Origin of the sequence: Uliginosibacterium sp. sgz301328 (genome assembly GCF_041807905.1) — a bacterium.
In the GTDB taxonomy this organism is placed as follows: Bacteria; Pseudomonadota; Gammaproteobacteria; order Burkholderiales; family Rhodocyclaceae; genus JBGVSA01.
The window spans coordinates 141,277-157,116 of record NZ_JBGVSA010000002.1; the positions used below are offsets into that span (position 1 = coordinate 141,277).

Below are 15,840 nucleotides of genomic sequence, written 5' to 3' on the forward strand. Positions count from 1 at the left end.
GACGGCGTTATGGCGTCACGATCGGGAAGTTGAAGTCAAACGTATCGAGCAGCGCGAACAAGGCTTCGACCTTGCTCTGGTCGCCCTGTACCTTGGCCGTGCCTGCCTTGATCAGCTCGGCAATCGACGGACCGCCCATGATTGCACTAGCAAGCGCCGATCGACTGATTTCGAGCGTGGCGTCGGCCTTGGCGAGTTTTCGTTCCTTCGAATAGATCAGCGCGCCGTTGCGTACTTCGAGCGCGTAGGCTTCCTTGGCCTCGGGCAGCTTCCAGGTGATCGTCAGTGGCTGAACTGCGGCTTTGGGGCCATTCAGGCGGATACCCATGTAGTCGAGCAGCATGTCGGGCGTCATGGCCTGCACGGTATCGGCCGAGGCAACGCCGCCGATACTGAGCTTGAGTACACCGTGACGCAGTTCCTGCGCGCCGGCGAGGTACTCGTTGCGCCAGGTCGGATCTTCGGCCTGATAACCCATCTGCTCCAGCGCGTCGGCTTCCAGATTGCGGGCTTCGGCATTGTCGGGGTCGGCAAACACCACGTGGTTCATGATCTCCGCCACCCAGCGGTAATCGCCGTCGTCGAAGGACTTGCGGGCCGCCGCGATCATCTTGTCGGCGCCGCCCATGAGCGCCACGTAGCGCTTGCCCGCTTCTACCGGCGGCAGCCGATGCAGGTTGGCGGGGTTGGAGTCGTACCACCCCAGGTAGCGCTGATATACAGCCTTGGCATTGTGATTGACGGAACCGTAATAGCCGCGGTTGTACCACTGCTTGCCCGTGCTGTCGGGCAATTGGATCATCTCGGCGATCTCGACCATGGTGTAGCCCTTGTTCGCCAGGTTGAGCACCTGGTCGTGCAGGTACTTGTAGCCGTCGCGCTGGTTCTCAAGGAACGGCGTGATGCGTTTCTGATCCCACATCGGCCAGTGATGCTGAGCAATGACGACGTCGGTCTTGCTGGCATAGCGGGTAATGGCAGCGTCGAGCGTCTTCCACCACGTGCGCGCGTCGCGTGCCTGTGCGCCACGTAGCGTGTACAGATTGTGTAGCGTGTGCGTGGCGTCTTCGGCCGTGTCGAGCATGCGGAACTGCGGGAAGTAGATCAGGAATTCGGCAGGCGCCTCGGTATTGGGCGCCATGAGGAATTCCATCCGGATGCCGTCGACCGTGCGCGTCTCGCCGGTCATCTTGACCACGTCGGTGGGCGGAATGAGGGTGACGACGCCGGCGGATGTGGCTTTGCCCAGCCCGCCGCCGATAAGGCCCTTGGCGTTCTTGGGGAGAGTTACGCCATATTGGTAGAGCGCACGCCGGCCCATGGCATTGCCCGCGTAGACGTTCTCACTGACCGACTCTTCCAGGAAACCCTCGGGCGCCAGAATCTTGACCTTGCCCGCCTTGACATCAGCTTCGCTCACCACACCCTTGACGCCGCCGTAGTGGTCGACGTGACTGTGCGTGTAGATGACGGCAACGACGTTCCTGCGCGGGCGATGCTTGAAGTACAGCTCGAGCGCGACCTTGGCCGTCTCTTGCGAAATCAGCGGATCGATGAGGATTAGGCCGGTATCGCCCTCGATGATGGTCATGTTCGACATGTCGAAGCCGCGCACTTGGTAGACGCGGTCAATGACCTTGAACAGTCCGCTGAAATTGTTCAGTTGCTCTTGCCGCCATGCGCTGGGATTGACGGTGGCGGGGGCATCGCCCGTGATGAACGAGAACGACTTCAGGTCGTAGATCGGCACGCCCTTGTCGCTCTGGAGGAGCAGGTCGGGGACGGTGCCGATAAAGCCGCGCTGTGCATCTTCGAAGTCCTGCCTGTCCGCGAAAGGCAACTCATTCAGAACGGCGGCGTTTGCCTTGCGGGTGAAAGACGTTGCGTCTTTCGGATCGGTAGCTTTCTGCGCCAGCGCCTGCCCGCACATCATGGACATGGCGAGGGAACTCAGGACAGCGATGTGGCGTAACTTTGGATGAGACATGGCGACTCCAATAGTCGGGCGACCTTGTCCAACTGGATGTTGGTGTGGCCGCATTTGAGAAAGGTAAGCGCCGCACATACGAGACTGCAGCGCGCGCCCATGCTATGGAGCCAATGGCTGGCGAACTGGACAGCGATCAACCCGGTTCCCGGCGATCACCGCGCGGAATCACGTTGTCTGATCATGCTCATGACATTTCTGTGCGACTGAGGAGGCTCTCGGAATTGGATGGGGTGAATGCCCGGGGTTGTGCAGGCGAACTTGCGAGGCCGGGCATGTCAGTCAGGAATCATCCAAAAGAACTAGTCCCTCCCCTCCGACCGACCGAGGTGCACTCGTGCTTTTCGCAAGCCCCTGTTGTGCCAACCGGGGAATTCTGCCGCGCGGCCCGTTTGCTTAGTCTGGCGCCAATCGTCCTCACCGAAGGGTGCCAACATGACCACCGCCGTAATCGATCGCTGGAATCCGGAAGACTCCGCTTTCTGGTCGCAAACGGGTTCCGCCGTCGCACGGCGCAACCTGTGGATTTCAATTCCCTGCTTGCTGCTGGCGTTCTCGATCTCCGTGATGTGGAGCATCGTGGTGCTGAAGATGCCGCTGATCGGCTTTCAGTACACCAAGGACCAGTTGTTCCTGCTGACGGCGCTGCCGATGCTCTCGGGCGCCACGCTGCGTATCTTCTACAGTTTCATGCCGGCCATCTTCGGCGGGCGCACGTGGACGACGATGTCGACGGCGTCGTTGCTCATCCCCGCGATCTGGCTGGGCTTCGCCGTGCAGGACCCGACCACGCCCTACAGCACGATGCTGTGCATCGCGCTGGTCACAGGCCTGGGCAGCGGCAACTTCGCCAGCTCCATGGCCAACATCGCGTTCTTCTTTCCCAAGGCGCAGAAGGGCTACGCCAACGGCATGAACGCCGGGCTGGGCAACCTGGGCGTGTCGGTGGCGCAGTTCGTCATGCCGCTGGCGATCACCGCCGGCGTGTTCGGCGCTCTGGGCGGCGAGGCGCAGACGTTCGTCAAGGATGGCGTCGAACAGCACATCTGGCTGCAGAACGCCGGCTTCATCTGGGTGCCGTTCATCATCGTCTCGACGATTGCCGCGTGGTTCGGCATGAACGATCTGGCCGGCGCCAAGTCGTCCTTCGCCGAGCAGGCGGTGATCTTCCGCCGCACCGACAACTGGCTGATGTGCTGGCTGTACCTGGGCACCTTCGGCAGCTTCATCGGCTACTCGTCGGGCTTTGCGCTGCTCACCAAGACGCAGTTCCCGACGGTGGACGCCACGGCTTTCGTGTTCATCGGCCCGCTCATCGGTGCATTGATCCGCCCCGTGGGTGGCTGGATCTCCGACAAGATCGGTGGCGCGCAGGTCACGTTCTGGGTGTTCGTGCTCATGATCGTCGCGATGGTGTCGGCACTGGCTTTCCTGCCGGGGGAGCACTCGGCCGGCAACTTCTGGGGTTTCTTCGCTTCGTTCATGGCGCTGTTCCTGTTGGCCGGCGTCGGCAACGGTTCGACCTATCGCATGATCCCGACCATCTTCGTGACCTGTGCGCAGCGCGAGGCTCGCGAGACGGGACGTACGTCGCAACAGGCCGACGCCGACGGTGCGCGCCACTCGGCCGCTGCTGCCGGTTTCATCAGCGCGATTGGCGCGTATGGCGGCTTCCTGATTCCGCAGCTCTTCGGCTGGTCGATGAAGGCGCACGGGCAGGCCGAAATGGCGATGTACGTGCTGCTCGCCTTCTACGTCAGTTGCGTGTTCCTGACCTGGGTGCGCTACGCCAGCCGTGGCGCCCGCATGCCTTGCTGACAAGGGTCCGCTCGACCCGACAGAGAGAAAGCGCCGCCTCGTGCGGCGCTTTTCTTTTGTGCGTCGCCGGACCGCGTCATCACCCAAAAGAACTATCCGCACTAGTCCGCTTCGCCTTGCCTTTCTGTACCGACCGGCGAATTACGTCGGCGGGCCAGCCTCTCTAGCATCGGTAACCATGGTCTGGCCGCGATGGCTGCCCGACATTACCGCCACAGAACGGGGTTCGCATGAGTCACTTCCTGGATCGACTGAAGTTCCTCTCCCGCACGCGCGAGACATTCTCGGATGGCCACGGCGCCGTCGTCGAAGAAGACCGCAAATGGGAAGACGGATATCGCAACCGCTGGGCGCACGACAAGGAAGTGCGCTCCACGCATGGCGTCAATTGCACGGGTTCGTGCTCGTGGCGCATCTTCGTCAAGAACGGCCTCATCACCTGGGAGCTGCAGCAGGTCGACTACCCGCGCACACGCCCGGACCTGCCCAACCATGAGCCACGCGGCTGCGCACGGGGCGCGTCGTATTCGTGGTACGTGTATTCCGCCCAACGCGTGAAGTACCCGATGATGCGCGGCCGCCTCGCCAAGCTGTGGCGCGAGGCGCGCAAGACGCTGGGGCCGATCGATGCGTGGCGTTCCATCGTCGAGGACAAGGCCAAGTCGGCGTCATACAAGTCGGTGCGCGGGCAGGGCGGTTTCGTGCGCAGCAACTGGGACGAAGCCAACGAGATCATCGCTGCGGCCAACGCCTATACGGTCAAGCAGTACGGCCCGGATCGCGTCATCGGTTTTTCGCCGATTCCCGCCATGTCGATGGTGAGCTACGCGGCCGGCGCCCGCTACCTTGGGCTCATCGGCGGCGTGCCGCTGTCCTTCTACGACTGGTACTGCGATCTGCCGCCTGCCAGCCCGCAGGTGTGGGGCGAGCAGACCGACGTGCCCGAATCGGCCGATTGGTACAACTCTACCTACCTGATGGTGTGGGGCTCGAACATCCCCATGACGCGCACGCCCGATGCGCACTTCTATACCGAGGTCCGCTACAAGGGCACCAAGACGGTGGCCATCTCCAGCGACTTTGGCGAGATGGCCAAGTTCGGTGATATCTGGCTGGCACCCAAGCAGGGCACCGACGCTGCACTCGCGCTGGCGATGGGGCACGTGGCGCTCAACGAATTCCACAAGACGGGCGCGTCGGATTACTTCCGCGACTACGGCAAGCAGTACACGGACTTCCCGATGCTGGTCACGCTCAAACTGCAAGGCGACGGTTTGGTGCCGGATTACTTTCTGCGCGCATCGATGCTGCCGGGCGATCTAGGCGAGGAGAAGAACCCGGACTGGAAGACCGTCATCATCGACGCCCGCAACAACGCGCTGACCGTGCCCAACGGCACCATCGGTTCGCGCTGGAACGAAGCCGAAGGCCGCAAGGGAAAGTGGAACCTCGAGATGAAGAATCTCGCTGACGGCAGCGAGGTCGATCCGCTGCTGTCGCTCAAGGGCCGCAGCGACGAAATCGCCAGCGTTGGCTTTGACTACTTCGGCGGCGACAAGGACGATCTGCTGTTCCGCAACGTGCCGGTACGCCGTGTGGCGCTCAAGGACGGCACGACCGCGCTGGTCGCCACCGTCTATGACTTGATGCTCGCCAACTACGGTGTCGACAATGGTCACGGCGGCGGCAACGTGGCAACGTCGTATGAAGACGACGTGCCCTACACACCGAAGTGGCAGGAGGCACACACCGGCGTGAAGTGCGCCGACGTGGTGCGCGTGGCGCGCGAGTTCGCCCAGAACGCGCACGACACGCATGGCAAGAGCATGGTGGTCGTGGGCGCTGCGCTCAACCACTGGTACCACAACGACATGACCTATCGCGGCATCATCAACCTGTTGATGATGTGCGGCTGCGTCGGCCAAAGCGGTGGCGGCTGGGCCCACTACGTCGGTCAGGAGAAGCTGCGCCCGCAACCGGGCTGGGTACCGCTGGCGTTTGGCATGGACTGGCATCGCCCGGCACGCCAGATGAACGGCACCAGCTTCTGGTACGCGCACACGAGCCAGTGGCGCCACGAGAAGCTCGGCGTGAACGAAATCCTCGGGCCCAAGGCGGATACTTCGCAGTACAAGGACATGGCGCTGATCGACTTCAACGCCAAGGCTGAACGCATGGGCTGGTTGCCGTCCGCGCCGCAGCTCGAAACCAATCCGCTCGAAGTCACGCGCGCCGCCGAGGCCGCAGGGCGCAACCCTGTCGAATACGCGGTGGAGGGGCTCAAGGCCGGCACGCTCAACATGAGCTGCGAAGACCCCGACAACCCGAAGAACTTCCCGCGCAATCTGTTCGTGTGGCGCTCCAACCTGTTGGGCTCCAGCGGCAAGGGCCACGAGTACTTCCTCAAATACCTGCTCGGTACGCAGAACGCCGTGTTCGACAGCGAAGACGCTTCGATCAAGCCGAACGAGGTGAAGGTGCGCCCGGCAGTGGAGGGCAAGCTCGATCTGCTGACCGTGCTCGACTTCCGCATGTCGACCACCTGCCTGTATGGCGACATCGTGTTGCCGACGGCCACCTGGTACGAGAAGGACGATCTGAACACGTCCGACATGCACCCGTTCATCCACCCGCTGTCGGAGGCCGTCACGCCGCTGTGGGAGTCGCGCAGCGATTGGGAAATCTACAAGGGCATCGCACGCAAGTTCTCCGAAATCGCCGGCCCGTACCTTGGCGTGCAGAAGGACCTCGTGCTCACACCGTTGATGCACGACACCGCTGGCGAACTCGGTCAGCCTTTCGAGCCGCGCGACTGGAAGCACGGCGAATGTGACCTCATCCCAGGCAAGACGGCACCGAGCATGACGGTGGTGGAGCGCGACTACGGCCGCATCCACGAGAAGTTCACCACCATCGGCCCGCTGCTCAAGAACGCGGGCAACGGTGGCAAGGGCATCAATTGGCAGACTGGCCGCGAGATCGAAGAACTGGCCGCGCTGAACGGCGTGGCGGCCAACGGGCAGCCCAAGCTGGAAAGCGCCATCGACGCGGCCGAGATGATCCTGACGCTGGCCCCGGAGACCAATGGTCACGTTGCGGTGAAGGCATGGGAAGCGCTGTCGAAGGTGACTGGGCGCGACCATACGCATCTGGCGGAGGGGCGCGAGCACGACAAGATCCGCTTCCGCGACATCCAGGCGCAGCCGCGCAAGATCATCAGTTCGCCGACGTGGTCGGGGCTGGAGTCCGAAGAGGTCAGTTACAACGCCGGCTATACCAACGTGCATGAGCTGATCCCATGGCGCACGCTCACCGGCCGCCAGCAGTTCTATCAGGACCACCGCTGGATGCTGGACTTTGGCGAGGGCTTCTGCGTGTATCGCCCGCCGGTCGATCTTAAGACCGTCGCGCCGATGCTCGGCAAGTCGCCCAATGGCGAAACCGAGATCGTGCTGAACTTCATTACGCCACACCAGAAGTGGGGCATTCACTCGACATACTCGGACAATCTGCGCCTGCTGACGCTGAGTCGCGGCGGCCCGCACGTGTGGCTTTCCGAATCTGACGCCAAGCGCGCCGGCATCGTCGATAACGACTGGATCGAAGTCTTCAACAGCAACGGCACATTGACCGCCCGCGCCGTGGTAAGCCAGCGCGTACCCGATGGCATGACATTGATGTACCACGCGCAGGAAAAAATCGTGAACGTGCCGGGGGCGGAGACTTCGGGCAAGCGCGGCGGCATCCACAACTCGGTCACGCGCGCCATCGTCAAGCCGACCCACATGATTGGCGGCTACGCGCAGCAGGCCTACGGCTTCAACTACTACGGCACGACCGGCACCAACCGCGACGAATTCGTCATCGTGCGCAAGATGAAGAACGTGGATTGGCTCGAAGGGCCGCGCGCCACGGAAGGAGAACAGCAATGAAGATTCGCGCGCAAGTGGCGATGGTGCTGAACCTCGACAAGTGCATTGGGTGCCACACCTGTTCGGTCACCTGCAAGAACGTGTGGACCAGCCGCGACGGTGTCGAATATGCGTGGTTCAACAACGTCGAAACCAAGCCCGGCATCGGCTACCCCAAGGAATGGGAGAACCAGGACAAATGGCAGGGCGGCTGGGTGCGCAACGGCGCCGGCAAGCTGGAGCCGCGCCAGGGCGGCAAGATGAAGATCCTCGCCAGCATGTTCGCCAACCCGAACATGCCCGAGATCGACGATTACTACGAGCCTTTCACCTACGACTACGAACATCTGCAAAAGGCCAAGGAGTCGCAGACGCCGCCCACCGCGCGCCCGGTGTCGGTGCTGACCGGCAAGAAGATGGGCAAGATCCACTGGGGCCCGAATTGGGAAGACGACCTCGGTGGCGAGTTCGCCAAGCGCTCCCGCGACAAGCTCTTCGACAACGTGCAGAAAGAGATGTACTCGACTTTCGAGAACACCTTCATGATGTACCTGCCGCGCCTGTGCGAGCACTGCCTGAATCCGGCCTGCGTGGCATCGTGCCCGTCGGGCTCGGTCTACAAACGCGAAGACGACGGCATCGTGCTGGTCGACCAGGACAAGTGCCGTGGCTGGCGCATGTGCATCTCGGGCTGCCCGTACAAGAAGATCTACTTCAACTGGCAGTCGGGCAAGGCGGAGAAGTGCACCTTCTGCTTCCCGCGGATCGAAGGCGGCCAGCCGACGGTGTGCAGCGAATCGTGCGTGGGCCGCATCCGCTACCTGGGCGTGATGCTCTACGACGCGGACCGTATCGAAGCGGCGGCCTCTGTGGCCGACACCAAGGATCTGTACCAGGCGCAGCTCGACGTGTTCCTCGATCCGTCGCTGCCTGAAGTGCAGGCCCAGGCGCGCGAGCAGGGTATTCCGGAATCGTGGCTGCAGGCCGCCGTCAAGTCGCCGGTCTACAAGATGGCGATGGAATGGAAGATCGCTTTTCCGCTGCACCCGGAATACCGCACGCTGCCGATGGTGTGGTACGTGCCGCCGCTGTCGCCGATCCAGACCGCTGCGCAGTCGGGCTTGATGGGGCGCAACGGCATCCTGCCGGACGTGCGCGAACTGCGTATTCCGCTCAAGTACCTGGCCAACCTGCTGACAGCGGGCGACGAGGCCCCGGTGGTTTCCGCGCTCGAACGCATGCTCGCCATGCGCGCCTACATGCGCGACAAGACCGTGCACAAGCGCCAGAACCTCGAAGTGTTGCAGCAAGTGGGCCTGACCGCATCGCAGGTCGATGAGATGTACCAAGTGATGGCCATCGCCAATTACGAAGACCGCTTTGTCATCCCCGCCAGCCACAAGGAGATGGTGGAAGACAGCTTCAACGAAAAGGGCGCCTGCGGATTCACCTTCGGCAACGGCTGCTCGGGCGGCGACAGCAATGAAGGCTTGTTCGGCCAGCGCCGCGAGGGCTCGACGATCTTCGTCGATATGCCCAAGTCGCGCAAAGCGCAGCAGGAGGCCTGACATGGCGCGACCCGCAAGCACGCTTCACTTTCGCGTCATGTCGGCGCTGCTGCTGTACCCGGAGCAGGAACTGATCGACGCGCTGCCCGAACTGGATGCCGCCCTCGATGGCGCGCCGGGCGACATCCGCGCGCGACTTGCGCCGGTGCTGACGCATCTGGCGAGCGATGGGCTGATCCCGCTGCAGGAGTCCTATGTCGACACCTTTGATCGCGGCCGTAAGTTCTCGTTGCATCTGTTCGAACATCTGCATGGCGAATCGCGCGAGCGCGGCCCGGCATTGGTCGACCTGATGCAGGCGTACCGCGAGCATGGTTTCGTCATCGACGCGAGCGAACTGCCCGACTACCTGCCGCTGTTCCTGGAGTTCCTCGGCAGCGTGCCGATGGAAGTGGCGCAGTCGTTCCTCGACGATGCGATCCATGTCATCGCCGAGGTCGGCAAGCGCCTGTCGGAAATCGCATCGCCCTACGCCTGTGTGTTCGACGTGCTGGTCATGCTGGCAGGCGTGATGCCGCGGCCGCTGGTACAGCCGCCGGTGCGCGACATGGACGAAGCGATGGAAACCTTCGGGCCGAGCCGCGACGGCGTCGAGCCCTTGCTCAAGGAGGCGGCACAGACCGTCCGGTTCTATCCCCGCGGAGCCGCGCCGCACGCGGTCGGCGGTCATCGTGTGCACGGAAAGGCAATGACACCATGAACCACTTTCTCTTCGGCATCTACCCGTACATCGGGCTGGTGATTTTTCTGTTCGGCAGCCTCGTGCGGTTCGAGCGCGAGCAATACACGTGGCGCAGTGAATCGACGCAGTTGATCCGGCGTGGCCAGTTGCGCGCAGGCTCATACCTGTTCCACATCGGCGTGCTGATGGTGTTCCTCGGCCACTTGGGCGGCCTGCTCACGCCGCTGGCGGTGTGGGATGCGCTGGGCGTGTCGCACGGCGCCAAGCAGATGATCGCCATGGTGGCGGGCGGGGTGTTCGGCACGATGGCGCTGATCGGCCTGTTGATTCTCTTGTACCGTCGTTTCGCCGATGAACGCCTGCGCGCCATGACGCATTGGCGCGACAAGCTCACGCTCGGGTGGATTCTGGTTACGCTCGTGCTGGGCCTTTCCACCATCATCGTGTCCAAAGAACATACCGACGGCCACATGATGACGATGTTCATGGAATGGGCGCAGCGCATCGTGACCTTCCGTGGCGGGGCCTCGGACCTGGTCGCCGATACACCCCTGATCTTCCGCCTGCACATGTTCATGGGCATGTCGCTGTTCGTGCTGTTCCCCTTCACGCGGCTGGTGCACGTGTGGAGCGGTTTCGGTGCGGCGGCGTACGTGACGCGTCCGTGGCAGCTTGTGCGGCCGCGCGACTGAACCACATGACGCCGGTCGCGCGCATCATCGATAGCGGGCTCGCGCCGCAAGGCGGGGCCTGGCTGGTCGACCGCTTCGGGCGGTCGATCGACTATCTGCGCATTTCGGTCACCGACCGTTGCGACCTGCGTTGCACGTATTGCCTGCCGAAAGGGTTCAAGGGCAATCAAGAGCCGCGCCAGTGGCTTGATTTCGATGAACTCGAACGGCTCGTCGGGGCGTTTGCGCGGCTCGGCGTGCGGCGTGTGCGCCTGACCGGCGGCGAACCGCTCCTGCGGCGCGACCTGCCGGCGCTTGCGGCGCGCATCAAGGCGCTGCCGGGCATAGAGGATCTATCGCTGTCCACCAACGGTACGCAACTGGCGCAGCACGCGGCCACATTGCGCCGGGCGGGCGTGGACCGCCTGAATATCAGCCTCGATTCGCTCGACCGTGCATGCAACGCAGGCATTACTGGACGTGACGCGTTCGATGCGGTCATGCGCGGAATCGACGCCGCGCGCGGGCAGGGTTTTTCGCCGATCAAGCTCAACATGGTGGCGATGGGCGGCGTCAACGAACACGAAATCGAATCGATGGTCGAGTTCGCCTTCACGCGCGGGCTCATCCTGCGGCTGATCGAAGCGATGCCGATGGGCGACACCGGTCGCAGCGTGCGTCATGTCGATCTTGGCCCGGTGCGCGAACGCCTCGTGGCGCGTTATGGGTTGGTGCCCGAGGTGCTTGAACTCGGCGGCGGACCGGCGCGTTATTGGCGCACGGCCGACGGCGTCGGACGCATCGGCTTCATTACCGCCATGTCGCAGCACTTCTGCGCGAGCTGCAATCGTGTACGCTTGACGGTCGATGGCACCTTGCATACCTGCCTGGGGCAGGAGCATTCCTTCGCATTCCGCCCGTTGCTTCGCAGCGGCGCGGGCAGCGACGAAATAGAGGACGCCGTACGCCGTGCCGTGGAACTCAAACCGGAGCGGCATGAATTCATCGAAGCGCCGACACGCATCGTGCGCTTCATGTCGCAAACGGGAGGGTGAATGACGCGGGTCTTTGGCATTGCGGGGACATCGGGCAGCGGCAAGACGGTACTCATGGAGCGCTTGATCGCCACGCTGGTGGGGCAGGGCATCGCCGTCAATGCCATCAAGCATTCTCACCACGACGTGCAGATCGACCCGCCGGGCAAGGACAGCCATCGCTTTCGCGTGGCCGGGGCGAGCGAGGTCATGCTGGTGTCCCCCTGGCGCTTTGCCATCGTTCATGAACTGCGCGGCAGTGCCGAGCCGACCCTGACCGAACAATTGCAGCGCCTGTCGCCGGCCGAGCTGACGCTGGTCGAAGGCTTCAGCCGGCTGCCGATTCCCAAGCTCGAAGTCTGGCGCGACGAGAACGGCAAGCCGCCGCGTTATGTGGACGATCCGCACATCATTGCGCTGGCGACCGACGATGGCCTGCCGGCGACACACAGCCTTGCACGCTTTGGGCTCGACGATGTGGCCGCAATGGCACAATTCGTCCTCGATCACGCCGTGGACGCCGCCCACCTGCGCGGGCTCTGAGCGTCTCGATCGCCACGGCGGGCCGCGAACGATGGATGACACTTCTACCGACCTTTCCCGACTGCCCATGCGGCAACAATTGTCTTTCCGCGTGCTGGCGCTGCTCATGGCGGCGCTCGCCGTGGGCCTGCTCACGATTGGCGTGACGCTGTACCTGTCGTGGCAACTCGAAGGCGGCGGGGCTGCGATCAACGCGGCCGGCAGCCTGCGCATGCGCACGTACAAGATGGCGTTGACGCTGTCGCACTACGCCCGCAATCACGATCCGGCGCTGGCGGAGCGCATCGAGCGCGAACGCGCCGACTTTGCCGAGACCCTCGCGCTGCTGCGACATGGCGACCCGACGCGCCCCCTCTATCTGCCCAACGACGCGCGCGTGCGGCAGCAATTCACCCACATCGAAACCGAGTACGCCCGGCTCGACACAGCCTGGATCCAGCCGCTGCTGGGTGGTACGCGGCTCGAAAACTGGTATGGCTTCCGCCGTGATTTCGACGAGTTCGTCGATCACATCAACGAACTCGTACTGTCGATCGAGCAGCTCAACACCGAGCGCACGATGTGGCTGCGCCTGTCGCAGATGGTGCTGATCGCGCTGGCGATCGCCGGCACGGTCACGCAGATTTACTTGATGTTCCTGCTCATTTTCCGCCCGCTCGGACACCTGCGGCAGGCCATCGGCCGCATGGCGGAGAAGGACTTCACCGTGCGCCTGCCCGTGCAGACGCGCGACGAGTTCGGCGAAGTACAGGAAGGCTTCAACCGCATGGCGGATCGTCTGGCCGATGCCTATGGTTCGCTGGAACGTCGCGTCGAAGAGAAGACCTCTGCCCTCAATGCGCAGAATCGCGAGCTTGCCGTGCTGTACGACGTGGCCACTTTCTTGAATGGCGCACACACGCCGAACGGTTTGTGCCACGGAACGCTGGAACGCCTCGTGCAATGGACCGGTGCCGACGGCGGCAGCGTGCGCGTCATCGATCCGCTGCAGCAAAGTGCATGGCTCATCACCAGCATCGGCTTGCCTGAAGGATTGCGCGAGTCGCCCGTGTGCGCCATGCCGCGCGACTGCCTGTGCGGGCCGGCACAGGATGGCCGCGCCGTGATCCGCGTGCTCGCGTGCGACGCGGCCATGGAATCCGCCACGCCGTGTTCGCGCGCCGGCTTCGGCCAGGTCAGCGCATTTCCGGTCAGCGCCGGCGAATCGCAGGTGGGCATCCTGGCGCTGCACTTCATTGAGCCGCGCGAATTGGGCGAGCGCCAGCAGCAGCTCATCACCACGCTCGGCCAGCATCTGGGCATTGCGCTGGAAAACCAGCGCCTGGCCGCCCGCGACCGCGAACTGGCCGTGTCCGAAGAGCGCAACCTCATGGCGCAGGGGCTGCATGACAGCATCGCGCAGGGGCTCACATTCCTGAACCTGCAAGTGCAGTTGCTGGATGATTCGCTACGTCGCAATGCGCTGGATGAAGCGCGCGAGGTCGTGCCGCTGCTGCGCGCCGGTGTAAATGAAAGCTATGAAGACGTGCGCGAGCTGTTGCTCAATTTCCGCACGCGCCTGCAGGAGGGCGACCTTGCCGGCGCCATGCGGGCGGCCATCGACAAGCTGCGCCAGCAGACGGGCATCACGACTTCGCTCGCACTCACGGGGCACGGTGCGGTGTTGCCGACTGACATGCAACTGCAACTGCTGTTCATCCTGCAGGAGGCGTTGTCGAACGTACGCAAGCATTCGGGCGCGACGCGCGTAGACGTCACGCTCCACAACGGTCTGCCGCTGCGCCTGGAGATCCGCGACAATGGCCGCGGTTTCGACGAGGCCATCATGGCCGAGCGGGCAGGCACGCACGTGGGCCTGAGCATCATGCGCGAACGGGCCGAACGCCTGGGCGCGTCGCTCGAATTCATCGACGATGGCGGTGTCACCGTCGTGGTGACGATGAATCGCGCGGGCAATGACAAAGTCATCGATGGAGATACGCATGGACGGGACGATACGCGTCTTGCTGGTTGACGATCACACGCTGTTCCGCAGCGGCGTGAAGCTCTTGCTGTCGCGGCAGGCGGGCATCGACGTGGTGGGCGAAGCGGGCGACGGGGCGGAGGCCGTCAAGCTGGCGCGCGCGCTGCGCCCGGACGTGGTCTTGCTCGATCTGAACATGCCCGGGCTGTCAGGCGTCGAAGCGCTGCGCCTGATGTTGCAGGACCGCCCCGAGTTGGCCGTACTGATGCTGACCGTCTCGGAAGATGCGGAAGACCTCGCCACCGCGTTGCGCGCGGGGGCGCGCGGTTACTTGCTCAAGAACATCGATGCCGACTACCTGCTCGGCGCCATCCATCGCGCGCGCGAAGGCGAAGCCGTGGTGGCCGAGGCGATGATGGGCAAGTTGTTGCAGCAGTTCCGTGCTGGCGACACGCCGGCCCCGGCGCGGGAGGATGACAAGCTCACGGCTCGCGAACGCGAAATCCTCGGCTATCTTGCCTTGGGCGAGAGCAACAAGGTCATTGCACGGCGGCTGGATCTTTCGGAAAGCACGGTGAAGATCCACGTGCAGAACATTTTGAAGAAGCTGAATCTCTCCAGCCGCGTGCAGGCCGCGGTCTATGCCGTGGAGCATGGGCTTTCCGCGAGCGACGGCAGCCACTCGTAAGAGGTGATCGGACGCAGGGCCGGGAAGGCAGGGGGCGTTGCGTTGAAAGACAGCAACCGCGCCGGGTACGGGACTTCGTTTGCCCGGCGCGGCCGCCTGACACGCCCGGGGGAGGAGTGATGTCAGGCCAGGGGCTGCCAGCTCCGAAGGCGATGGAGCTGTATAAGACTATCGCCGATGCATAATGCCGGCCCTGATCCCGGACAGCGGCGTAAGTCGGATCGCATAACCAGCGCCCTCGTCATCGGCTGAGCGATGCTGCGGACAGTCTTATCCGTGGATCGTGGCAATCACATCGGACGCGCGAATCCGGCAATGCTCTGCGGCGCGATTCTGCGTCGGGCGCCGCGAGACGTCAGTGCCAGTCGGCCTCAGTCCGGCACGTTTCCCCGGTTCTTTTCCGCGATCCAGGCGCGCGTCTGCGCAAGGACTTCGTCGCCCAGTTCGGCATCATCCGTCACCCGCGCCAGCAACAGCGCGCCAACCATCGCCGCCCAGCCGCCAATGGCGGCGCGGCGGCGTTCGGCATCTGTCGTGCCGGGCGAGCCGAGCGCGAGTTTGTCGATCTGCGCTTTCACGCGTCGGGTGACCGCAGCGCGCGCTTCCGGCGACTGGTGAAGTGCCTCGGGGCCGAGTCCGGCGATGGTGCAGCCGCCGGCTTTGTCGTCGCAGTGCTGGCGCGAAAGGTAGCGGTGGGCATAGTCGACCAGGTTCAGCGCGGATGTGTCTTCGTTGCTGCGCGCGAGCGTTTGGGCGATCAGGTCGTCCTTGGACTTGAAGTGCCCGTAGAAACCGCCATGTGTCAGGCCGGCGGCTTTCATGACCTCGGCCACTGTCACGCGCTCGAAGCCGTGCTCGCGGAAAAGACGGCCGGCCGCATCCAGGATCTTCTCCCGGTTCTCGGCAAATTGCTCGCGGCTGACTTTCATGCGTGGCTCCAAATGATTGTTGACATTTTACATGACGGTTATCATG

At 63.5% G+C, this 15,840-nt stretch carries 11 protein-coding genes; 9 read left to right on the top strand and 2 right to left on the bottom strand.

The window, feature by feature from the left end; genetic code table 11:
• Positions 1–7 precede the first annotated feature (7 nt).
• Entirely contained in the window at positions 8–1,987 is a 1,980-nt protein-coding gene (locus tag ACDA63_RS02095; protein ID WP_373661507.1) for an alkyl/aryl-sulfatase, read from the bottom strand.
• Between the two features lie 435 nt (positions 1,988–2,422).
• On the opposite strand from ACDA63_RS02095, the gene ACDA63_RS02100 reads away from it, so the two are divergent.
• From ACDA63_RS02100 to ACDA63_RS02140, 9 genes are all read left to right on the top strand, one after another.
• The gene (locus tag ACDA63_RS02100) at positions 2,423–3,805 is read left to right on the top strand and encodes a NarK family nitrate/nitrite MFS transporter (RefSeq protein WP_373661508.1); all 1,383 of its coding nucleotides are present in this window, start codon (positions 2,423–2,425) and stop codon (positions 3,803–3,805) included.
• A gap of 230 nt (positions 3,806–4,035) precedes the next feature.
• Positions 4,036–7,737 (top strand): nitrate reductase subunit alpha, encoded by a 3,702-nt coding sequence (locus tag ACDA63_RS02105; RefSeq protein ID WP_373661509.1) that lies wholly within the window; start codon positions 4,036–4,038, stop codon positions 7,735–7,737.
• Complete coding sequence (gene narH, locus ACDA63_RS02110; protein ID WP_373661510.1) at positions 7,734–9,284, top strand: nitrate reductase subunit beta; 1,551 nt, start codon at positions 7,734–7,736, stop codon at positions 9,282–9,284. Before ACDA63_RS02105 ends, narH begins: the two co-directional genes overlap by 4 nt.
• A 1-nt stretch (position 9,285) precedes the next feature.
• On the top strand, positions 9,286–9,984 hold the full coding sequence (gene narJ, locus ACDA63_RS02115) for a nitrate reductase molybdenum cofactor assembly chaperone (protein ID WP_373661511.1): 699 nt from the start codon (positions 9,286–9,288) through the stop codon (positions 9,982–9,984).
• Entirely contained in the window at positions 9,981–10,658 is a 678-nt protein-coding gene (narI, locus tag ACDA63_RS02120) for a respiratory nitrate reductase subunit gamma (RefSeq protein WP_373661512.1), read from the top strand. The genes narJ and narI overlap by 4 nt, the downstream gene beginning before the upstream one ends.
• A gap of 5 nt (positions 10,659–10,663) precedes the next feature.
• A complete protein-coding gene (gene moaA / locus ACDA63_RS02125) occupies positions 10,664–11,692 on the top strand; it encodes a GTP 3',8-cyclase MoaA (RefSeq protein WP_373661513.1) in 1,029 nt (342 codons plus the stop codon).
• The gene (mobB, locus tag ACDA63_RS02130; protein ID WP_373661514.1) at positions 11,693–12,214 is read left to right on the top strand and encodes a molybdopterin-guanine dinucleotide biosynthesis protein B; all 522 of its coding nucleotides are present in this window, start codon (positions 11,693–11,695) and stop codon (positions 12,212–12,214) included.
• Positions 12,215–12,245: 31 nt separating this feature from the next.
• A complete protein-coding gene (locus tag ACDA63_RS02135) occupies positions 12,246–14,228 on the top strand; it encodes a type IV pili methyl-accepting chemotaxis transducer N-terminal domain-containing protein (protein WP_373661515.1) in 1,983 nt (660 codons plus the stop codon).
• Positions 14,197–14,865, top strand: a complete 669-nt coding sequence (locus ACDA63_RS02140; RefSeq protein WP_373661516.1) for a response regulator — start codon at positions 14,197–14,199, stop codon at positions 14,863–14,865. The genes ACDA63_RS02135 and ACDA63_RS02140 overlap by 32 nt, the downstream gene beginning before the upstream one ends.
• 371 nt (positions 14,866–15,236) lie before the next feature.
• Here the strand turns inward: ACDA63_RS02140 and ACDA63_RS02145 are convergent, their stop codons facing one another.
• Positions 15,237–15,794: a TetR/AcrR family transcriptional regulator gene (locus ACDA63_RS02145; RefSeq protein WP_373661517.1), complete on the bottom strand. Its 558-nt coding sequence runs from the start codon at positions 15,792–15,794 to the stop codon at positions 15,237–15,239.
• Positions 15,795–15,840 lie beyond the last annotated feature (46 nt).